The organism is Methylobacterium sp. J-059 (genome assembly GCF_022829485.1).
Lineage (GTDB): Bacteria > Pseudomonadota > Alphaproteobacteria > Rhizobiales > Beijerinckiaceae > Methylobacterium.
The window spans coordinates 1-19,656 of the sequence record NZ_JAKSYA010000103.1 but is presented as its reverse complement, the minus strand read 5'-3'; the positions used below and the strand labels follow the sequence as shown (position 1 = coordinate 19,656).

14 protein-coding genes, 1 tRNA gene and 1 pseudogene are annotated in these 19,656 nt (G+C 67.6%); 13 read left to right on the top strand and 3 right to left on the bottom strand.

The features are described from left to right. The 8 genes and pseudogenes from tuf to MKK55_RS12520 all read left to right on the top strand — a co-directional run. Positions 1–138, top strand: a pseudogene (tuf, locus tag MKK55_RS12555) (elongation factor Tu); the annotation flags it as partial. A 191-nt stretch (positions 139–329) separates the two neighbouring features. After that, positions 330–1,241: a hypothetical protein gene (locus tag MKK55_RS12550; RefSeq protein WP_243935004.1), complete on the top strand. Its 912-nt coding sequence runs from the start codon at positions 330–332 to the stop codon at positions 1,239–1,241. Positions 1,242–1,303: 62 nt separating this feature from the next. Then, positions 1,304–1,380 (top strand) — tRNA-Trp (locus MKK55_RS12545). A 182-nt stretch (positions 1,381–1,562) separates the two neighbouring features. Then, positions 1,563–1,859, top strand: a complete 297-nt coding sequence (secE, locus tag MKK55_RS12540; RefSeq protein ID WP_147727674.1) for a preprotein translocase subunit SecE — start codon at positions 1,563–1,565, stop codon at positions 1,857–1,859. Positions 1,860–1,915: 56 nt separating this feature from the next. Then, entirely contained in the window at positions 1,916–2,449 is a 534-nt protein-coding gene (nusG, locus tag MKK55_RS12535; protein ID WP_147727676.1) for a transcription termination/antitermination protein NusG, read from the top strand. 235 nt (positions 2,450–2,684) lie between these two features. Continuing rightward, the gene (gene rplK, locus MKK55_RS12530; protein WP_243935002.1) at positions 2,685–3,134 is read left to right on the top strand and encodes a 50S ribosomal protein L11; all 450 of its coding nucleotides are present in this window, start codon (positions 2,685–2,687) and stop codon (positions 3,132–3,134) included. A 12-nt stretch (positions 3,135–3,146) separates the two neighbouring features. Further along, on the top strand, positions 3,147–3,845 hold the full coding sequence (gene rplA, locus MKK55_RS12525) for a 50S ribosomal protein L1 (RefSeq protein WP_147727672.1): 699 nt from the start codon (positions 3,147–3,149) through the stop codon (positions 3,843–3,845). A 222-nt stretch (positions 3,846–4,067) separates the two neighbouring features. Next, positions 4,068–5,711, top strand: coding sequence for a B12-binding domain-containing radical SAM protein (locus tag MKK55_RS12520; protein ID WP_243935000.1), 1,644 nt, complete (start codon positions 4,068–4,070; stop codon positions 5,709–5,711). A gap of 24 nt (positions 5,712–5,735) precedes the next feature. Here MKK55_RS12520 and MKK55_RS12515 read toward each other — a convergent pair whose 3' ends face one another. Further along, a complete protein-coding gene (locus tag MKK55_RS12515; protein WP_313898963.1) occupies positions 5,736–6,692 on the bottom strand; it encodes an acyltransferase in 957 nt (318 codons plus the stop codon). A 765-nt stretch (positions 6,693–7,457) separates the two neighbouring features. Here MKK55_RS12515 and rplJ point away from each other — a divergent pair. The 5 genes from rplJ (at position 7,458) to MKK55_RS12490 (ending at position 17,809) form a co-directional block, all read left to right on the top strand. Next, positions 7,458–7,976: a 50S ribosomal protein L10 gene (gene rplJ, locus MKK55_RS12510; RefSeq protein ID WP_147727669.1), complete on the top strand. Its 519-nt coding sequence runs from the start codon at positions 7,458–7,460 to the stop codon at positions 7,974–7,976. Positions 7,977–8,035: 59 nt separating this feature from the next. Beyond that, positions 8,036–8,410, top strand: coding sequence for a 50S ribosomal protein L7/L12 (gene rplL / locus MKK55_RS12505; RefSeq protein ID WP_147842158.1), 375 nt, complete (start codon positions 8,036–8,038; stop codon positions 8,408–8,410). A 268-nt stretch (positions 8,411–8,678) separates the two neighbouring features. Then, complete coding sequence (gene rpoB / locus MKK55_RS12500; protein WP_147842157.1) at positions 8,679–12,803, top strand: DNA-directed RNA polymerase subunit beta; 4,125 nt, start codon at positions 8,679–8,681, stop codon at positions 12,801–12,803. Between the two features lie 179 nt (positions 12,804–12,982). Next, complete coding sequence (gene rpoC, locus MKK55_RS12495) at positions 12,983–17,194, top strand: DNA-directed RNA polymerase subunit beta' (RefSeq protein WP_147727147.1); 4,212 nt, start codon at positions 12,983–12,985, stop codon at positions 17,192–17,194. A gap of 114 nt (positions 17,195–17,308) precedes the next feature. After that, the gene (locus MKK55_RS12490) at positions 17,309–17,809 is read left to right on the top strand and encodes a hypothetical protein (RefSeq protein WP_243934996.1); all 501 of its coding nucleotides are present in this window, start codon (positions 17,309–17,311) and stop codon (positions 17,807–17,809) included. A gap of 158 nt (positions 17,810–17,967) precedes the next feature. Here the strand turns inward: MKK55_RS12490 and MKK55_RS12485 are convergent, their stop codons facing one another. Continuing rightward, positions 17,968–18,150 carry a DUF3606 domain-containing protein gene (locus MKK55_RS12485; RefSeq protein ID WP_147842154.1) on the bottom strand — a complete coding sequence of 61 codons (183 nt, stop codon included), beginning with the start codon at positions 18,148–18,150 and terminating at the stop codon, positions 17,968–17,970. Positions 18,151–18,444: 294 nt separating this feature from the next. Continuing rightward, positions 18,445–18,813 carry a hypothetical protein gene (locus MKK55_RS12480; protein WP_243934994.1) on the bottom strand — a complete coding sequence of 123 codons (369 nt, stop codon included), beginning with the start codon at positions 18,811–18,813 and terminating at the stop codon, positions 18,445–18,447. Positions 18,814–19,656 lie beyond the last annotated feature (843 nt).

The following is a 19,656-nucleotide window of genomic DNA, read 5'->3' as shown; positions in this document are numbered from 1 at the left end:
ATGGTGATGCCGGGCGACAACGTGACCATGGACGTCACGCTGATCGTGCCGGTGGCCATGGAGGAGAAGCTGCGCTTCGCCATCCGCGAGGGCGGCCGAACCGTCGGCGCCGGCGTCGTCGCCGCCATCAACGCGTAGTCGCTCGAGCGATTCGGCACGGCCGGCGATCTCCGCCGGCCGTGTCTCGTCGCGGAGGCCGCGGGATCGGCTCGCGACCCCGTTGTCACCGCCTGACATCGGCATTCCATCCCTCCCTGCCGACCCCGAGCTTGACAGGGAGCCGTCGGTTTATTTTCCTGCCATCCGCGACGAGCCGCGGAGCCCCAGGAATGAACACCGCCATCGGGTTTCCGTGGCCGACGCGCCGCCTGTGGCTTGCCGCCGCCGCGAGCGCGATCCTGATTTGCCCGGCCCGTGCCGACGCCCTGAGCGACGGACGCTTCCGCGACGAGGTGGCGGCCATCCTGCGGGCGATCCGGCCGGGCGCGGAGATCCGCCGCGACCGTGATCCGGGACAGATCCTGGTCGGCCGCAGCACGATCGCCCTCACCAACCTGTATCCGCGGGTCGCCCCACTCGCCGGCGACGCGCGCCGGCGGATGATCGAGGCGTATCTCTCCACCGCGCTGAAGGACATGGACGCGGCGCCGTCGCCCGGCGAGCCGAGCCTCGCGGCGATCCGGGCGCAGCTGCGCCCGCAGCTCCTGCCGCGCGCGATCCTCGCCCAGGTGCCGGACCTCGCCACGCGGACCTTCTCGGAGACCCTGGTCGTGGCCTACGTCATCGATGGGGCGGACCGGATGCGCTACCTGACCCGGCCGATGCTCGAAGGGTGGGGCGTCGATGCCGCGGCGATCCGAACCGCCATCGAGGTTCCGGCGCTGGCCAACCTCGCCGCGGCCTCGAAGGAGGCCGCGTTCGCCCTCGCGGTCGACGGCGGCATCCCCATCCTCGCCATGACCAATGCCGGCGATGACTACGACGCCGCGCGGTTGATGTTGCCCGGCTATCTGGACGAGATCCGCACGGCGCTGAAAGCCGATGGCATCACGGTCGCGATCCCGACCCGCGACCTGCTGATGGCATGGCCCGCCGACAGCAAGGCCCGCATCGGCCTCGCCGCGGAGGTGCGCGACCGGCTGCGGAAGGGCCCTTACGGCCGCAGCGACGAGCTCTTCCGCTTCGACCGAACGGGACTGCGCCCGCTGACGGCGACGGAGCGGGCCGATCACGGTCGGTGACGCATTTCCGGCGTTCCCGGCTCTTGCATCCCGGCGCCCGATCGGGCATTGGGCGTCGCGATAGGAGTGTAGCTCAACTGGTCAGAGCGCCGGTCTCCAAAACCGGAGGTTGCGGGTTCGAGTCCCTCCACTCCTGCCAGTCTGCATTTCCTGCCGTTCCACGCCACGCTCCTGACGCTCGCGACGCGCCGCGGCTGTCGACAACCCCGACGACTTGCGCTAGAGCGGGCGCACTCCGAGATCGATGTCGGCTGTCGGTTCGGGCTCGTTCGGGCGAGCTTCCGAACCCGTCGTCATTCTCGAAACCCGGTTCCTGACGCCATGGCATCGAACGAAGCGACCAAGAAGGCCGATCCGGCGCGCAGCCCGGTCCGCGGCGCGGCTTCCCAGCCGCCGCAGCGCAACGCTCCGCCGGCCCGGCCCGCGCCGAAGCGCGTCGGCCCGCTGGAGTTCCTCGGGCAGGTGCGCGACGAGGGCCGCAAGGTCACGTGGCCGACCCGCAAGGAGACCACGGTCACCACGATCATGGTCTTCGTGATGGTGGTGGTCGCGAGCCTGTTCTTCACGGTGGTCGATCAGGGCCTTCGCTACCTCGTCGGCCTGATCCTGGGCCTGTAGGCAACACACACCGTCCGCGGGCCCCGGCCCGACGCGAACAGGAGTCGATCAGAACCGTGTCGAAGCGCTGGTACATCGTCCACGCCTACTCGAACTTCGAGAACAAGGTCGCCCAGTCCATCAAGGATCAGGCGGCCCAGCGTGGGCTCATGGACCTCTTCGAGGAGGTGATGGTCCCGACCGAGAAGGTCGTCGAGGTCCGCCGCGGCCGCAAGGTTGACGCGGAGCGGAAGTTCTTCCCCGGCTACGTGCTGGTGAAGTGCGACCTCACCGACGAGGTTTACCATCTGATCAAGAACACCCCGAAGGTCACGGGCTTCCTCGGCGCCGACAAGTCGAAGCCGGTGCCGATCCCGGACGCCGAGGCCGAGCGGATCAAGGGCCAGGTCGCCGAGGGCGTCGACCGTCCGAAGCCGTCGATCTCCTTCGAGATCGGCGAGACCGTCCGCGTCGCCGACGGCCCCTTCGCCTCGTTCAACGGCACCGTCGAGGAAGTCGACGAGAGCCGCTCGCGCCTGAAGGTCGCCGTGTCGATCTTCGGCCGCGCCACCCCGGTGGAACTCGAATACGCCCAGGTCGAGAAGGCCTGACGTAGAGCGGATCGGGAGGAGCGAATAGCGGATCGAGGGCACCGCGCCCTTTCGGATCGGCCGATGCGATGCACCGGCCCGCCCATTCCGTCTTCGCTGCTTCCTGTTCGCGAAAGCCCGCGGAAGGCCCGCCCGGTTCGCCGCCGGGGCCAACGGTCCGCACCGCGACCTGCAACCGCCCGTCCGACCGAGCCTCAGGCAGCCCGGTGGCGCGCAATCATTTGGGAGCAGTCCCATGGCGAAGAAGATCACGGGCTACGTGAAGCTTCAAGTCCCGGCCGGCGCCGCCAACCCGTCGCCGCCGATCGGTCCCGCGCTCGGTCAGCGCGGCCTCAACATCATGGAATTCTGCAAGGCCTTCAACGCGAAGACCGCGCAGATCGAGAAGGGAACCCCGATCCCGGTCGTGATCACGGCCTACCAGGATCGCAGCTTCACCTTCGAGATGAAGCAGCCGCCGGTCACCTTTTTCCTGAAGAAGGCCGCGGGCCTGAAGATCGGCAAGAAGCCGGCCTCCGGCTCCAAGACCCCCGGCAAGGGCCCGACCGTCGGCACGGTCTCCGAGGCGCAGCTTCGCGAGATCGCCGAGAAGAAGATGCCCGACCTGAACTGCGATTCGGTGGATGCCGCCGTCGCGATGATCCGTGGCTCCGCGCGGGCCATGGGCCTCGAAGTCACCGCGTAAGGGGAGGGCACCATGGCACACGAAGGCAAGCGCATCCGCGCCGCCCGCGAGGGCATCGACCCGACCAAGCTCTACGGGATCGCCGAGGCGATCGCGATGGTGAAGGCTAAGGCCAATGCCAAGTTCGACGAGACCGTCGAGGTCTCGATGAACCTCGGCGTCGACCCGCGCCACGCCGACCAGATGGTCCGCGGCGTCTGCAACCTGCCCAACGGCTCCGGCCGGACGGTGCGGGTGGCGGTGTTCGCCCGCGGCGCCAAGGCGGACGACGCCCGGGCGGCCGGTGCCGACATCGTCGGCGCCGAGGACCTGCTCGAGATCGTCCAGGGCGGCAAGATCGAGTTCGATCGTTGCATCGCCACCCCGGACATGATGCCGCTCGTCGGCCGGCTCGGTAAGGTGCTCGGCCCCCGCGGCCTGATGCCGAACCCGAAGGTCGGCACCGTCACCATGGACGTGAAGTCCGCGGTCGCTGGCGCCAAGGGCGGCTCGGTCGAGTTCCGCGTCGAGAAGGCGGGCATCGTCCACGCCGGCATCGGCAAGGTCTCGTTCGACGAGGCCAAGCTCGTCGAGAACATCAAGGCGTTCGCCGACGCGGTGGCCAAGGCCAAGCCCGCCGGCTCCAAGGGCACCTACATCCAGCGCATCGCCGTCACCTCGACGATGGGCCCGGGCGTGAAGGTCGAGCCGGGCTCCGTCCTCGGCGCCTGACCGTCCCGCTACGACGACACGATCGAAGCGCCCGGCCCCTGCGGCCGGGCGTTTTTCGTTGCGCGTCGTGCCGGGTCCCGGACAGCCGAAGCATCAGCCGAGGGTGATCCGGGACCCTGCGCAGACAGCCCCGCGGAGCGGCCCCCGCGCCCGGCGATCACGATGCAGATTGCCGCGGCGAAGGGGGGCGCCAACGGTCGCAGCTGTGCTAAATAGGGCGCCATGCGATGCAACCTCTCCGTTCAGACTCAGCGACGCATCCTGTGCGTCTTCCCCGCCTACACGCCGTCCTTCGGGACCTTCTCCCACGCCTACCCGCTGATGGGCGGCGTGAAGGCGTTCATGCCGCCCCAGGGCCTTCTGCTGATCTCGGCCTACATGCCCGAGACCTGGGAGTGCCGGTTCGTCGATGAGAACATCAAGCGCGCCACCCTTGAGGAGTTCGCCTGGGCCGATGCGGTGTTCGTGTCGGGCATGCACATCCAGGAGCCGCAGATCCACGAGATCGCCAAGCGCGCGCACGCCGCGGGCAAGGTGACGGTGCTCGGCGGCCCCTCGGTCTCCGGCGCACCCGAGAAGTATCCCGACTTCGACTACCTCCACATGGGCGAGATCGGCGACGCCACGGACGCGCTCGTCGCGATCCTCGACCGCGACCTGGCGCGGCCCCCGTCCCAGGTCCGGCTCGAGACCAAGGAGCGGCTGCCGCTCTCGGACTTCCCGGCGCCGGCCTACGAGGCGGCCCCGCTGAAGCGCTACCTGATCGGCTCGCTGCAATTCTCCTCGGGCTGCCCCTACCGCTGCGAGTTCTGCGACATCCCGCAGCTCTACGGGCGCCAGCCGCGGCTGAAGAGCCCCGAGCAGATGTGCGCCGAGCTCGACGCGATCATCAGCCAGCCCGGCCACCCGGCGGTGGTCTACTTCGTCGACGACAACTTCATCGCCAACCGCAAGGCGACGCGGGACATGCTCCCGCACCTCGTCGCGTGGCAGAAGAAGAACGACTACCCGCTCCAGTTCGCCTGCGAGGCGACCCTCAACATGGCCAAGCAGCCCGAGATCCTCGAGCTGATGCGGCAGGCGAACTTCATGACCGTGTTCGTCGGCATCGAGACGCCGGAGGAGGACGCGCTCAAGGGCATCGACAAGACCCACAACGCCGCCGTGCCGATGTACGGCGCGATCGAGACGCTGAACTCCTACGGCCTCGAGGTGACGTCGGGCATCATCCTCGGTCTCGACTCCGACTCGGACGCCTCCGAGCAGTACCTAATCGACTTCATCGACAAGTCGGGCATCCCCGTCCTGACGATCAACATCCTCCAGGCCCTGCCGAAGACGCCGCTCTGGGACCGGCTGCAGCGGGAAGGGCGCCTCGTCCACGACGCGGCGCTCGAGTCGAACGTCCTGTTCAAGCGCCCGCACGACACCGTGGTGTCGAGCTGGCGCCGGGCGATCGCGCACGCCTACGCGCCGGAAAAGATCTTCGAGCGCTTCAAGCACCAGTGCGCGACGACCTACCCGAATCGCATCGTCACCCCGACGAAGGGCAAGCTGACCTTCACCAACCTGCGCCGCGGGCTGATCCTCGGGTTCAACATCATCACCCGGGTGGGCATCTTCTCGGATTACCGCAAGCCGTTCTGGTCGGCGGCCGTCTACGCCCTGAGGCGTGGGCAGATCGAGGCGGTGTTCAACATGGGCTTCGTCGCCCACCACCTGATCCGCTTCACCCGCGAGGCCCTGCGCGGCGAGCACAACGCCTCGTTCTACGCGGCCAAGGCCGCCGAGACCGAGGCGGCGCGGCAGCGCTCATGGTGGGAGAACGCGCGCAAGCGCTTCGTGCCGGAGCGCGAGGCAGCCTAACCGAGCGGGCCGACCCCCGAGACGTTACCGGGCTGTGTCCGAGACGGCGATGCGGTGGCGCCACGGCGGCGCTCCGAGCCCCAACACCGACAGCGTGTTCCATCGGGCGAGGAGCCGATGTGCGAGCATCGGGCCCAGGATGCCGAAGGCCGTCCCCGAGATCAGGTAGACCATGGGGTCGGGCGGAACGTGCAGGCGCGTCATGGCCACGCGCAGGCCGGCCGCGGCCAGCGAGTGCATGACGAAGATCGAGAGCGAGAGCAGGCCGACCGTGGCGAGCGCGCCGCCACCGATACGCTTACTCACCCACACGACGCCGAGAATGCCGAGACAACAGGCAGGTAGCGCCGCCAGCGCCATCGGGCTGAAGCCGGAGACCGTCCAGGCACCCACGACCGCCAGGGCGAAGCCCGTCCAGATGAGCGCGATCCCCGACAGGCTCACCGGCGTCCGCCAAGCCGCCACAGCGTGCCCGGCATAGGCACCTGCGAGATAGAACGGAAGGTTGTGCAGGGTCAGCGCGAGGCTTGGAACCTCCGGGAGCCGAAAGAAGATCACGAATCCCGCCGCCGCGATGGCGGCGAACAGTCTGCGATCGGGAATCATGGCGGCCAGCACGTGGCAGATCAGAAGGGCGTAGAGAAACCAAAGCGGTCCGAGGGGACGGTACGGGAAGGCGAGAAGGTCGGCGGGAGCGACCTGCGTGTTGATGTCCTGCGCCAGCAGGATCATCACGCTGCCCTGGATGAACGTCCAGATCACGTAGGGAAGGCCGATCGTCCAGAGCTTGGCTTGGAGAAACGGCACCCGTCCGCGTCGAAGGCTGCCGGGCAGGTTCAGTCCGGCCAGGAAGAAGAACAGCGGCATGTGGAAGGTGTACAGACCGAAATCCACCCACTGGGTCGCGGATGTGTCAGGCACGATCCCCGCCTTGACGGTTCCCCGGAGGACGTGGCCGAACACGACCAGAATGATCCCGATGCCGCGCGCACGTCGATCCAGTCCTGCCGTTGTACGCGCTGCATGGGACTCGCCTCGAGGTCGGGCTGCGACGGCACACGGCCATGACGACGCCCGAACCTTCAGCGCAATCGGTCGAAATCCGGCAGCCCGGTGGAGAGCTTATCAAGCGTCGGAGAAGGCCGACCATCCGCACCGAATCGCAAATCCAACGCAGAGTCCGTCCGAGAAGCCGCTCGGAGCCATCGACCGGCTCGGGTAGGAGTTCGGCCACCCGAGGACACCGCGCGTTTGCCTAAGTCGGAAAAGTCGCGTCTCGGCCCTTGGCAGGCGGCTTGCTTGGCTCTATACACCGCGCTCCACGCAATTTTCATGTTTGTTCAGGGAGCCCGTCCGCCCGGTCGGGTTCCGTATCGAGACGCCGCCTGGGTGACCGGGCGTCGATGGCCGGCAGGACCTGAGGGGTGAAAACCTCTGAGGGCCGCGTCCGGCCATGTCCTGTCCGAGACTGCAGGTGCCGGTTCGCCGGCTTAATCCCCCAACCTGCACAGACGGGGAAGACCGCATTTTCGAAGCGCCTGACCGATGAGGGACGGCGTGAAGGCATCGGTTTGAACCATCTCAGCCCTTAGGCATCGCACCCCTCGCGGGGGCGGCACCGGGGGACAGGGCCGTGAAGCGTCGTCCAGGACGTTTTCGGCTTCCATGAGGCTGAAGATCCGTCCCGGGCGGCACGTGCAACCGGCGGACCCATTCTCGGGTTCCGCCCAACCGGAGAGAGCCCCAGTGGACAGGACAGCAAAAGCTGATCTCGTCTCGACGCTCAACGGCGTGTTCGCAAAGAGCGCCGTCGTCGTCGTGGCCCACTACAAAGGCCTCACGGTCGCCGAGATGCAGAAGCTGCGTTCGCAGATGAAGCTCGCCGGCGCCACCGTGCAGGTCGCGAAGAACAGCCTCGCCAGCATCGCTCTCGATGGCACGGACGTCGCCTCCATCAAGCCCCTCCTGAAGGGCCCGACCCTGCTCGCCTATTCGAGCGATCCGGTCGCGGCCGCCAAGGTGGCGGTGGATTTCGCCAAGGCCAACGACAAGCTCGTGATCCTCGGCGGCGCCATGGGCGCGACCGCTCTGAACCCGGACGGCGTGAAGGCCCTCGCCTCGCTCCCGTCCCTCGACGAACTGCGCGCCAAGATCGTGGGCCTCGTCCAGGCTCCCGCGACCAAGATCGCCCAGGTCGTCAATGCGCCGGCGGCCAAGCTCGCCCGCGTGTTCGGAGCCTATGCCACCAAGGACGAAGCGGCCTGACGGTCGTTTCCCCTTTCAAACCCATCCCTTCACACCGATATCGTTAGAGGATCATCACCATGGCTGATCTTGCCAAGCTCGTCGACGACCTGTCGTCGCTGACCGTTCTCGAGGCCGCCGACCTCGCCAAGATGCTCGAGGAGAAGTGGGGCGTCTCGGCCGCCGCCGCCGTCGCCGTGGCTGCCGGCCCGGCCGCCGGCCCGGCTGCCGCCGCCGAGGAGCAGACCGAGTTCACAGTCATGCTCACCGCCGCCGGCGACAAGAAGATCGAGGTCATCAAGGAGGTCCGCGCGATCACCGGCCTCGGCCTCAAGGAAGCCAAGGACCTCGTCGAGGGCGCCCCGAAGGCCGTCAAGGAGTCGGTCGCCAAGGACGAGGCCGAGAAGCTCAAGGCGCAGCTCGAGAAGGCCGGCGCCAAGGTCGAGCTCAAGTAAGCCGACGATGGGCCGATCTCCGGCCCGTCACCGCGCGGCCGGTTCCCTCGGGAGCCGGGCGTGACCGCAGCCCGCGGGTGTTCGCACCCGCGGGCTGAGGCCGCTTCGGCGGCCGGCGGACCCTGAGACGGGTCCCGGCTCGGAACGAGCCGATTGAGATCATGAATTCGGGTGGCGCGGTCCGGCGGGACGCGAGCCATGGCCCGGCGCGGGAGTCGGCGAGACTTCCCCGGGCGACCAGGACGCGAAGATGGTGGAGCGAGGTCACATGGCCAATACGCTGGTCGGTCGCAAGCGCATTCGGAAGTTCTTCGGTAAGATCAAGGAAGTCGCCGAGATGCCGAACCTCATCGAGGTTCAGAAGGCGTCCTACGACCAGTTCCTGATGATGGACGAGCCCGAGGGCGGCCGCGGCGACGAGGGCCTGCAGAGCGTGTTCCGGGGCGTGTTCCCGATCTCGGACTTCTCCTCGACGGCGCTCCTCGAATTCGTCCGCTACACGTTCGAGCAGCCGAAATACGACGTCGACGAGTGCCGCCAGCGCGGCATCACCTTCGCGGCCCCGCTGAAGGTGACCCTGCGGCTGATCGTGTTCGACGTCGATCCCGACACGGCGGCCAAGTCGGTCAAGGACATTAAGGAGCAGGACGTCTACATGGGCGACATGCCCCTGATGACGGAGAACGGCACCTTCATCGTCAACGGCACCGAGCGCGTTATCGTCTCGCAGATGCACCGCTCCCCGGGCGTGTTCTTCGACCACGACAAGGGCAAGACCCACTCCTCGGGCAAGCTGCTGTTCGCCGCCCGGATCATCCCGTATCGCGGCTCCTGGCTCGACGTCGAGTTCGACGCCAAGGACATCGTGCACGTCCGCATCGATCGGAAGCGCAAGTTGCCGGTGACGTCGCTGCTCTACGCGCTCGGGCTGTCCGGCGAGGAGATCCTGTCGACCTTCTACAACAAGGTCGTCTACGACCGGGACGGCGCCGACTGGCGCGTGCCGTTCGACGCCGAGCGGCTGAAGGGCTTCAAGGCCTCGGTCGACCTGATCGACGCCGATTCCGGCGAGGTCGTGCTCGAGACCGGCAAGAAGCTCAACGCCCGCAACGCCCGCCAGATCGCCGAGAAAGGGACCAAGTTCCTCAAGGCGACCGACGAGGACCTGGTCGGCCAGTACGTCGCCGAGGACCTCGTCGATGTGAACACCGGCGAGATCTGGGCCGAGGCCGGCGAGGAGATCTCCGAGAAGCTGCTCAAGAGCCTCGAAGAGGTCGGCGTCGCCGAGATCCCGGTGCTCGACATCGACCACGTCAACATCGGCCCCTACATCCGCAACACGCTCGCCGTGGACAAGAACTCCGCCCGCGAAGGCGCGCTGTTCGACATCTACCGCGTCATGCGCCCGGGCGAGCCGCCGACCCTGGAGACGGCCGAGGCCATGTTCCACTCGCTGTTCTTCGACAGCGAGCGCTACGACCTGTCCGCCGTCGGCCGCGTGAAGATGAACATGCGCCTCGACCTCGACGCCGAGGACACCGTCCGCACGCTCCGCAAGGAGGACATGCTGGCGGTCGTCATGGCGCTCGTCGAGCTGCGCGACGGCAAGGGCGAGATCGACGACATCGACCACCTCGGCAACCGCCGGGTGCGCTCGGTCGGCGAGCTGATGGAGAACCAGTACCGCCTCGGCCTGCTCCGCATGGAGCGCGCCATCCGCGAGCGCATGTCCCAGGTCGACATCGACACGGTGATGCCGCAGGACCTGATCAACGCCAAGCCCGCGGCGGCCGCGGTGCGCGAGTTCTTCGGCTCGTCGCAGCTGTCGCAGTTCATGGACCAGACCAACCCGCTCTCCGAGGTGACGCACAAGCGCCGCCTCTCGGCGCTCGGCCCGGGCGGCCTGACCCGCGAGCGCGCCGGCTTCGAGGTGCGCGACGTGCACCCGACCCATTACGGCCGGATCTGCCCGATCGAGACGCCGGAAGGCCCGAACATCGGCCTGATCAACTCGCTCGCGACCTTCGCGCGGGTGAACAAGTACGGCTTCATCGAGACCCCGTTCCGCCGGGTCAAGGACGGCGTCGTCACCAACGAGGTCTCGTACCTCTCCGCGATGGAGGAGGCGAAGTACTACGTCGCCCAGGCCAACGCGCAGATGGACGAGAACAAGAAGCTCACCGAGGAGCTGGTGGTCTGCCGCCGCGCCGGCGACGTGATCGTCGTCGGGCCGGAGCGCGTCGACCTGATGGACGTGTCGCCGAAGCAGCTCGTGTCGGTCGCCGCGGCGCTGATCCCGTTCCTCGAGAACGACGACGCCAACCGCGCGCTGATGGGCTCGAACATGCAGCGGCAGGCGGTGCCGCTGGTGCGCGCCGACGCGCCGTTCGTCGGCACCGGCATGGAGGCCGTGGTCGCCCGCGACTCCGGCGCCGCCATCGCCGCCCGCCGCTCCGGCATCGTCGACCAGGTGGACGCCACCCGCATCGTCATCCGCGCGACGGAGGAGGCCGACGCCACCAAGCCCGGCGTCGACATCTACCGCCTGCAGAAGTTCCAGCGCTCCAACCAGTCGACCTGCATCACGCAGAAGCCGCTGGTTCGCGTCGGAGAGCCGGTGAAGAAGGGCGAGATCATCGCCGACGGCCCGTCCACCGAGTTCGGCGAGCTCGCGCTCGGCCGCAACGTCCTCGTCGCGTTCATGCCGTGGAACGGCTACAACTTCGAGGACTCGATCCTGCTCTCCGAGCGGATCGTGAAGGATGACGTGTTCACCTCGATCCACATCGAGGAGTTCGAGGTGATGGCCCGCGACACCAAGCTGGGCCCGGAGGAGATCACCCGCGACATCCCGAACGTCTCGGAGGAGGCTCTGAAGAACCTCGACGAGGCCGGCATCGTCTACATCGGCGCCGAAGTCCATGCCGGCGACATCCTCGTCGGCAAGATCACGCCGAAGGGCGAGAGCCCGATGACGCCGGAGGAGAAGCTCCTCCGCGCGATCTTCGGCGAGAAGGCGTCCGACGTGCGCGACACCTCGCTCCGGGTCCCCCCGGGCGTGACCGGCACGATCGTCGAGGTCCGGGTGTTCAACCGCCACGGCGTCGACAAGGACGAGCGCGCCCAGGCGATCGAGCGCGAGGAGATCGAGCGCCTCGCCAAGGACCGCGACGACGAGCAGGCGATCCTGGACCGCAACACCTACGCCCGCCTCTCGGGCGTACTGATCGGCCAGGCGCCGATTGCCGGGCCGAAGGGCTTCAAGAAGGAGACCACGCTGACGCGTGAGCTCATCAACGAGTACCCGCGCTCGCAATGGTGGCAGTTCGCCGTCGTCGAGGACCGTCTCATGACCGAGATGGAGGCGATGCAGAAGCAGTACGACGAGTCGAAGAAGCGCCTCGAGCAGCGCTTCCTCGACAAGGTCGAGAAGCTGCAGCGCGGCGACGAGCTGCCCCCCGGCGTGATGAAGATGGTCAAGGTCTTCGTCGCGGTGAAGCGCAAGATCCAGCCGGGCGACAAGATGGCCGGCCGCCACGGCAACAAGGGCGTGGTCTCGCGGATCGTGCCGATCGAGGACATGCCGTTCCTGGAGGACGGGACGCATGCCGACATCGTGCTCAACCCGCTTGGCGTGCCCTCGCGCATGAACGTCGGCCAGATCCTCGAGACGCACCTCGGCTGGGCCGCGGCCGGCCTCGGCCGCAAGGTCGGCAAGGCGGTCGACGCCTACCTGAAGAGCCAGGACATCGGCCCGCTGAAGGAGGAGATGCAGGCGATCTACTCCCCGTCGGAGCTGGAAGGCCTGTCGGACGAGGACATGGCCGAGGCCGCCAACAACGTGCGCCGCGGCGTGCCGATGGCGACCCCGGTGTTCAACGGCGCCAAGGAAGCCGACATCGAGACCATGCTGGAGATGGCCGGGCTCGACCGGTCGGCCCAGTCGACGCTCTACGACGGGCGCACCGGCGAGGCCTTCGACCGCAAGGTGACGATGGGCTACATCTACATGCTGAAGCTCCACCACCTCGTGGACGACAAGATCCACGCCCGCTCGATCGGCCCGTACTCGCTGGTCACCCAGCAGCCGCTCGGCGGAAAGGCGCAGTTCGGCGGGCAGCGCTTCGGCGAGATGGAGGTCTGGGCGCTGGAGGCCTACGGTGCGGCCTACACGCTGCAGGAGATGCTCACGGTGAAGTCGGACGACGTGGCCGGCCGCACCAAGGTCTACGAGGCGATCGTCCGCGGCGACGACACCTTCGAGGCCGGCATCCCGGAGAGCTTCAACGTGCTGGTGAAGGAGATGCGGTCGCTCGGCCTCAACGTCGAGCTGACCTCGTCCAAGAAGGCCGCCAACGACGCCCTGGAGCCGCCGGCCGACGCGGCCGAGTAGCCGAAACAAGACACCTCCCGTGCCGGCGCCAACGCCGGCACGGTTCGAGCGGGGAGGGGCGGAGCCTCCGGACGGGCCGACGGCCAGCGGCGCCTTTGAAGGGCGCGGCGCCGAGTTGATTTCAAGACGTGGACGGCGCCGGCGCAGGGCGCGCGTTCCCGTCAAGCAAGGAGCGGATCATGAACCAAGAGGTCATGAACCTTTTCAACCAGCAGGCTCAGCCCCAGAGCTTCGACCAGATCAAGATCTCGATCTCCAGCCCCGAAAAGATCCTCTCGTGGTCCTACGGCGAGATCAAGAAGCCCGAGACGATCAACTACCGGACCTTCAAGCCGGAGCGTGACGGCCTGTTCTGCGCCCGCATCTTCGGGCCGATCAAGGACTACGAGTGCTTGTGCGGCAAGTACAAGCGCATGAAGTACAAGGGCGTCATCTGCGAGAAGTGCGGCGTCGAGGTCACCCTCGCGCGCGTGCGGCGCGACCGCATGGGCCACATCGAGCTCGCCGCCCCGGTCGCCCACATCTGGTTCCTGAAGTCGCTGCCGAGCCGCATCGGCCTGCTGCTCGACATGCCGCTCAAGGATCTCGAGCGGATCCTCTACTTCGAGTCCTACTGCGTCATCGAGCCGGGCCTCACCCCCCTCAAGGAGCGCCAGCTCCTGTCGGAGGAGGAGTACCTGCGCGCCCAGGAGGAGTACGGCGAGGATTCGTTCACGGCGATGATCGGCGCCGAGGCGATCCGGCGCATCCTGCAGGAGCTCGACCTCGACGGCATCGCCGACTCGCTGCGCGAGGAGATCGCCACCACGACCTCCGAGCTGAAGCCGAAGAAGCTCCTGAAGCGCCTCAAGATCATCGAGGCGTTTCAGATGTCGGGCAACAAGCCCGAGTGGATGATCCTGACCGTCGTCCCCGTGATCCCGCCGGACCTGCGCCCGCTGGTTCCGCTCGACGGCGGCCGCTTCGCCACGTCGGACCTGAACGACCTCTACCGTCGCGTGATCAACCGCAACAACCGCCTCAAGCGTCTGATCGAGCTGCGCGCGCCCGACATCATCATCCGCAACGAGAAGCGGATGCTGCAGGAGGCGGTCGACGCGCTGTTCGACAACGGCCGCCGCGGCCGCGTCATCACCGGCGCCAACAAGCGCCCGCTGAAGTCGCTCGCCGACATGCTCAAGGGCAAGCAGGGCCGCTTCCGCCAGAACCTGCTCGGCAAGCGCGTCGACTATTCGGGCCGCTCGGTCATCGTGGTCGGCCCGGAGCTGAAGCTGCACCAGTGCGGCCTGCCGAAGAAGATGGCGCTCGAGCTGTTCAAGCCGTTCATCTACGCGCGCCTCGACGCCAAGGGCTTCTCGGCCACCGTCAAGCAGGCCAAGAAGCTCGTCGAGAAGGAGAAGCCCGAGGTCTGGGACATCCTCGACGAGGTGATCCGCGAGCACCCGGTGATGCTCAACCGCGCGCCGACGCTCCACCGCCTCGGCATCCAGGCGTTCGAGCCGAAGCTGATCGAGGGCAAGGCGATCCAGCTGCACCCGCTGGTCTGCGCCGCGTTCAACGCCGACTTCGACGGCGACCAGATGGCCGTGCACGTCCCCCTGAGCCTCGAGGCTCAGCTGGAGGCGCGCGTCCTGATGATGTCGACCAACAACATCCTGCACCCGGCCAACGGCCAGCCGATCATCGTGCCCTCGCAGGACATCGTGCTCGGCCTGTACTACCTCTCCATCGTCGGCGAGGGCCTGGTCGGCGCGTTCCAGCCCGACCACAAGACCAACCCGATGCAGGGCGTCTACGGCGACATGGGCGAGCTCGAGCACGCCCTGGCCGCCAAGTCGGTGAAGCTGCACTCGAAGATCAAGTGGCGCTGGAAGGGCATCGGCCCCGACGGCGAGCCGCTGACCAAGACCTACGACACCACGCCCGGCCGGGTGATCCTGTCCGGCGCGCTGCCGCTGCACGCCAAGGTGCCCTTCGACGTCGTCAACAAGCTGATGACCAAGAAGGAGATCTCGTCGATGATCGACACCGTCTACCGCCACTGCGGTCAGAAGGAGTCGGTGATCTTCTGCGACCGCATCATGGCGCTCGGCTTCAACCACGCGTTCAAGGCCGGCATCTCGTTCGGCAAGGACGACATGGTCGTGCCGGAGAACAAGTGGACCATCGTCGACACCACGCGCACGCTGGTGAAGGACTATGAGCAGCAGTACAACGACGGCCTGATCACCCAGGGCGAGAAGTACAACAAGGTCGTCGACGCCTGGGCCAAGTGCTCGGACAAGCTCGCCGCCGAGATGATGCTCCGGATCTCGACCGTCCAGAAGGACGACCAGGGCGCCGACAAGCAGATCAACTCGATCTACATGATGAGCCATTCCGGTGCGCGCGGCTCGCCGGCCCAGATGAAGCAGCTCGCGGCGATGCGCGGCCTGATGGCCAAGCCCTCGGGCGAGATCATCGAGACGCCGATCATCTCGAACTTCAAGGAAGGCCTCGACGTGCTCGAGTACTTCAACTCCACCCACGGCGCCCGCAAGGGCCTCGCGGACACGGCGTTGAAGACCGCCAACTCCGGCTACCTGACCCGCCGCCTCGTCGACGTGGCGCAGGATGCGGTCATCCGCGAGGTCGATTGCGGCACCACCAACGGCATCAAGATGCGCGCCATCATCGATGCCGGCCAGGTCGTCGCGACGCTGGCGATCCGCATCCTCGGCCGCGCCACGGCGGAGGATCTCGTCGCCCAGGACGGCACGGTCATCGTCAAGACCGGCGAGACCATCGAGGAGCGCCACCTGCCCGCCATCCAGGCGGCCGGGATCCAGGAGGTGAAGATCCGCTCGGTGCTGGTCTGCCAGACCCGTCAGGGCGTCTGCGCCACCTGCTACGGGCGCGACCTCGCCCGCGGCACGCCCGTCAACATGGGCGAGGCCGTCGGCGTCATCGCGGCGCAGTCGATCGGCGAGCCGGGCACCCAGCTCACCATGCGCACCTTCCACATCGGCGGCGCGGCGCAGATCGCGGATTCGTCCTTCATCGAGTCGAGCTTCGAGGGCACGATCAAGATCCGCAACCGCGCGATCGCCAAGAACTCGGACGGCGACCTGATCGCCACCGGCCGCAACGTGGCGGTGGTGATCGTCGGCGCCGACGGCACGGAGCGTGCGGTGCACCGCCTCCAATACGGCGCGCGCCTGCGGGTCGACGACGGCGACAAGGTCAAGCGCGGCCAGCGCATCGCCGAGTGGGACCCCTACACCCGCCCGATCATCACCGAGACGGACGGCGTGGTGATGTACGAGGACATGGTCGACGGCCAGTCGATCACCGAGACCACCGACGAGTCGACCGGCATCGCCAAGCGCGTCGTCATCGACTGGCGCGGCTCGGCGCGCACCTCGGACCTCAAGCCGGCGATGGTGGTCGTCGACGCCGAGGGCAAGCCGGTCAAGCTGCCGCGCGGCTCGGACGCCCGCTACTTCCTGCCGGTCGACGCCATCATCGGCTACGACCCGGGCGGCTCGGTGAAGGCCGGCGACATCCTCGCCCGCGTCTCCACCGACTCGGCCAAGACCCGCGACATCACCGGCGGTCTGCCGCGGGTGGCGGAGCTGTTCGAGGCGCGGCGCCCGAAGGACGCGGCGATCATCGCCGAGAAGTCGGGCACCATCGCCTTCGGGCGCGACTACAAGAACAAGCGCCGCCTGTCGCTGACGCCGCACGACGGCTCGGAGACGGTCGAGTACCTGATCCCGAAGGGCAAGCACATCCACCTTCAGGACGGGGACGTGGTCGAGCTCGGCGACTACATCGTCGACGGCAACCCGGCGCCGCACGACATCCTGGCGATCAAGGGCGTGGAGGAGCTGGCCGCCTACCTCGTCAACGAGATCCAGGAGGTCTACCGGCTCCAGGGCGTGTCGATCAACGACAAGCACATCGAGGTCATCGTCCGGCAGATGCTGCAGAAGGTCGAGATCACCGACGGCGGCGACTCGGACATCCTGGCGGGCGACCAGATCGACCGCACGGAGCTGACCGAGGTCAACGAGAAGCTCCTCGCCGAGGGAAAGAAGCCGGTCCAGGGCGTCCCCGTCCTGCTCGGCATCACCAAGGCGTCGCTGCAGACGAAGTCGTTCATCTCGGCGGCCTCGTTCCAGGAGACCACCCGGGTCCTCACGGAAGCCGCGGTCAACGGCAAGATCGACCACCTGGAAGGCCTCAAGGAGAACGTCATCGTCGGCTCCCTCATCCCCGCGGGCACCGGCTCGATGGTGGCCGACATCCGCGCGGTGGCACGCCGCCGCGACAGCATGATCCTCCAGCAGAAGGCGTCCGACAGCGGCGCCCGGCCGCTGGGCGAGCTGCCCTCGGCCGCGGCCGAGTAGGCCGCGAAGCGATTTACGACCTGCGAGAGGGCGGCCCAGCGGGCCGCCCTTTTCGTTTCGGGGGCTGGGCGATGCCGGCCGAAGGTCGGGTCCGCGGCAAGCGGAACCATGACCTTGGCCGTTCGTTCTGAGATCATGGAACACGTCAAGTCCACAATCCTCACGACCGCCGTGCTCGTTACGGGATTGATCACCACCGCGCATGTTCTGCATCCGCGCGATCCGGCCTTCGAAACGCGCCGCGGACACTCCATCGTCGCGTCCGCCGAAGCCGCGACGGCCTGGAGCGATCCGCCGGCGCGCGCGTCGCAGGCGGAGACGGCGGAAGCGACGCTGGCGCGTCCCGCCTCCTTCACCCTCCTGCCCGTCGCGATGACGGCGAGCCTGTCGGGGCTCGAGGATCAGCCGCAGGCGCGTCCGGTGCGGAAGGCCGAGCACGTCCATGCCCGCAGGGTGGCGCAGCCCAATGCGAGCGGCCGGCCGGCCGCGGCACGGATCGAGCAGCAGGCTCCGAGCCCGGTCGCCTCGGCGACGCAGCCGGGCAAGCCGGTGGAGGGCGATCCGATCGGCGACCTGATGAAGGCCCTCGGCCTCAATCGCGACAGCGAGGGCTGACGCACACCCTCACGGCCGGCCCTCGGGCGGCCATGAGGATCTCCGGCGGCTTCGGTCGATCCCGCCCCCCGGTGGATCCATTCGCAACGGCATCGGCCGGTTCCTCGCGCGACCACAGGCAGCGCGGACCTGCGACGGGGTCGTCCGATCCGGCCCGCTCAGCGCTTCTTTCCGAGCTCGGCGGCGATGTCCTTGATCATGCGCCCGGCCTTGCGGTGCGCCGTGGTCAGCTGGTCCTGCGTCACGCCCCAGCGCTTCATCCAGTACTCGACCGCCTTCCGCTCGGAGAGATCGAGCCGGTCCTTGTCGATGAATCCGCGCTTGTCCTTGAGGCCTGCCATGGTCGCTTTCGAGAACAGGGTCGCCGCCGGGATCGTATCCGCCCGGCATGAGCGACGCAGGCCGGCACGGCGCCGGCGCACGATCCGTGGCGGATGGATCGGGACGACCGGTCCGTCGATGGCGATGTTTCGGCGGTGCGGCGGGACCGGTCAAGGGTTTCAGCCTCGACAGGGCATCCCGGACTTCGCCGAAGCCCCGCCCGGGTGTCGGAGCCCGAGGCCTGCGCCTTGCGATGTGCCGAGCGGTGCAAGCGGGCTGCCCGCGCCCCTCGGGCAGCCCTGGCGCCTCTTCGGCTACCAGCCGCCGTAGCCGTGCGGCCGGTCGCAGTGCCAGCGGTCGCCGTACCCGGCGGCACGATAGCCGTAACCTTCCGGATCCGTCGCGTCGGAGCGCACGACCCGCGTCGTCCGGTAAACGACCTCGTCGTCGTACGCGCGGACGACGCGAGCGGGCCGATAGCGCACCACGGGGGGCGCATCTGCGTAGCCGTAGGCGGGCGCCGCGTGCGCCTCCGCGGCAGCGGCACCGAGGAGTGCGCCCGCGGCGAGCCCGCCGATCAGGCCGGCCACGAGGGCACCGCCGCCCCGAGCCTCGGCTGCGGTGGTTCCGAACCCACTCGCCGCGAAGAGCACGGCGGCTGTGACGGCAGCAATCTTCTTCATCGCCCATCTCCTGACACGTCGCGGGACCGGCATCGTGCCGAAGCCCCGGTCTCGGCTGTCGAGGAGAAGATTGGCAAGGTATCGCTGGACCGACGCTGAAGCCCGTCGGCAGCAAGCGTTCAGCTTCCTCGACCGCGGTGGGCGAACGCCGCCCGGCGGCGCCGAAATGCCAGCGGAGAAGATTGCAGGACAGACGACGTCAGCAGGACGCGGCGACGCACCGAACGCGCACGAGATCTATCGATCATCGGCCTTTCAGGAGCGCTTATCAGTCAGCCGTGATGTCCGTGCGAAGAATCAGGGCCCGGGGTTCGGGCGCTTTCGAATGCGGCTCGTGTGAGCGGCGAAGGGCGCCGTCGTCGAAGAGCGCGGCCGCCCACAACCCGTTTTCATGCACCGACGCTTCGACGTACGACATCGAAACGTTGGTGCGGCCAAGAGGACTCGAACCTCCACCCCTTGCAGGACTAGCACCTCAAGCTATGCGTAACCGCTGAAATTGCGCGATCTTTTTGCAAAAGTGCCGATTAGGTGCGGTCTATAAATCAATGGGTTACAGGGCGTTTGCCAAAGGCTTTTCGCCTCGCATACGTTTCTGGCGCGGCCAGTTCGGCGGCTTTAGCATCACCCCCATGCCCGATCCACCACCGGCGAACTGTTCAAGGCGAAGACCGTCGTTGTGGACGGTCCTGGGCACGTCATCTCCAAGAGCGCCGTTTGGATTGACCATAGGTTGCGTGATGCGCCGTCAACCCGACTTCGCTAGGAAGCGGATGGCCACCGAAGGCGTGAGGAGTACGAGAGCAGCGAGCGTCGCAGCAATGACAGAAACGGACGAGTGAT

Excerpts from the sequence above, each read along its gene's own strand:
- MKK55_RS12550 (WP_243935004.1), top strand. The coding sequence starts at position 330 with ATGAACACCGCCATCGGGTTTCCGTGGCCGACGCGCCGCCTGTGGCTT.
- rplL (WP_147842158.1), top strand. The coding sequence starts at position 8,036 with ATGGCTGATCTTGCCAAGCTCGTCGACGACCTGTCGTCGCTGACCGTT.
- rpoC (WP_147727147.1), top strand. The coding sequence starts at position 12,983 with ATGAACCAAGAGGTCATGAACCTTTTCAACCAGCAGGCTCAGCCCCAG.
- secE (WP_147727674.1), top strand. The coding sequence starts at position 1,563 with ATGGCATCGAACGAAGCGACCAAGAAGGCCGATCCGGCGCGCAGCCCG.
- MKK55_RS12520 (WP_243935000.1), top strand. The coding sequence starts at position 4,068 with ATGCGATGCAACCTCTCCGTTCAGACTCAGCGACGCATCCTGTGCGTC.
- rplK (WP_243935002.1), top strand. The coding sequence starts at position 2,685 with ATGGCGAAGAAGATCACGGGCTACGTGAAGCTTCAAGTCCCGGCCGGC.
- rplA (WP_147727672.1), top strand. The coding sequence starts at position 3,147 with ATGGCACACGAAGGCAAGCGCATCCGCGCCGCCCGCGAGGGCATCGAC.
- rpoB (WP_147842157.1), top strand. The coding sequence starts at position 8,679 with ATGGCCAATACGCTGGTCGGTCGCAAGCGCATTCGGAAGTTCTTCGGT.
- MKK55_RS12480 (WP_243934994.1), bottom strand. The coding sequence starts at position 18,813 with ATGAAGAAGATTGCTGCCGTCACAGCCGCCGTGCTCTTCGCGGCGAGT.
- MKK55_RS12485 (WP_147842154.1), bottom strand. The coding sequence starts at position 18,150 with ATGGCAGGCCTCAAGGACAAGCGCGGATTCATCGACAAGGACCGGCTC.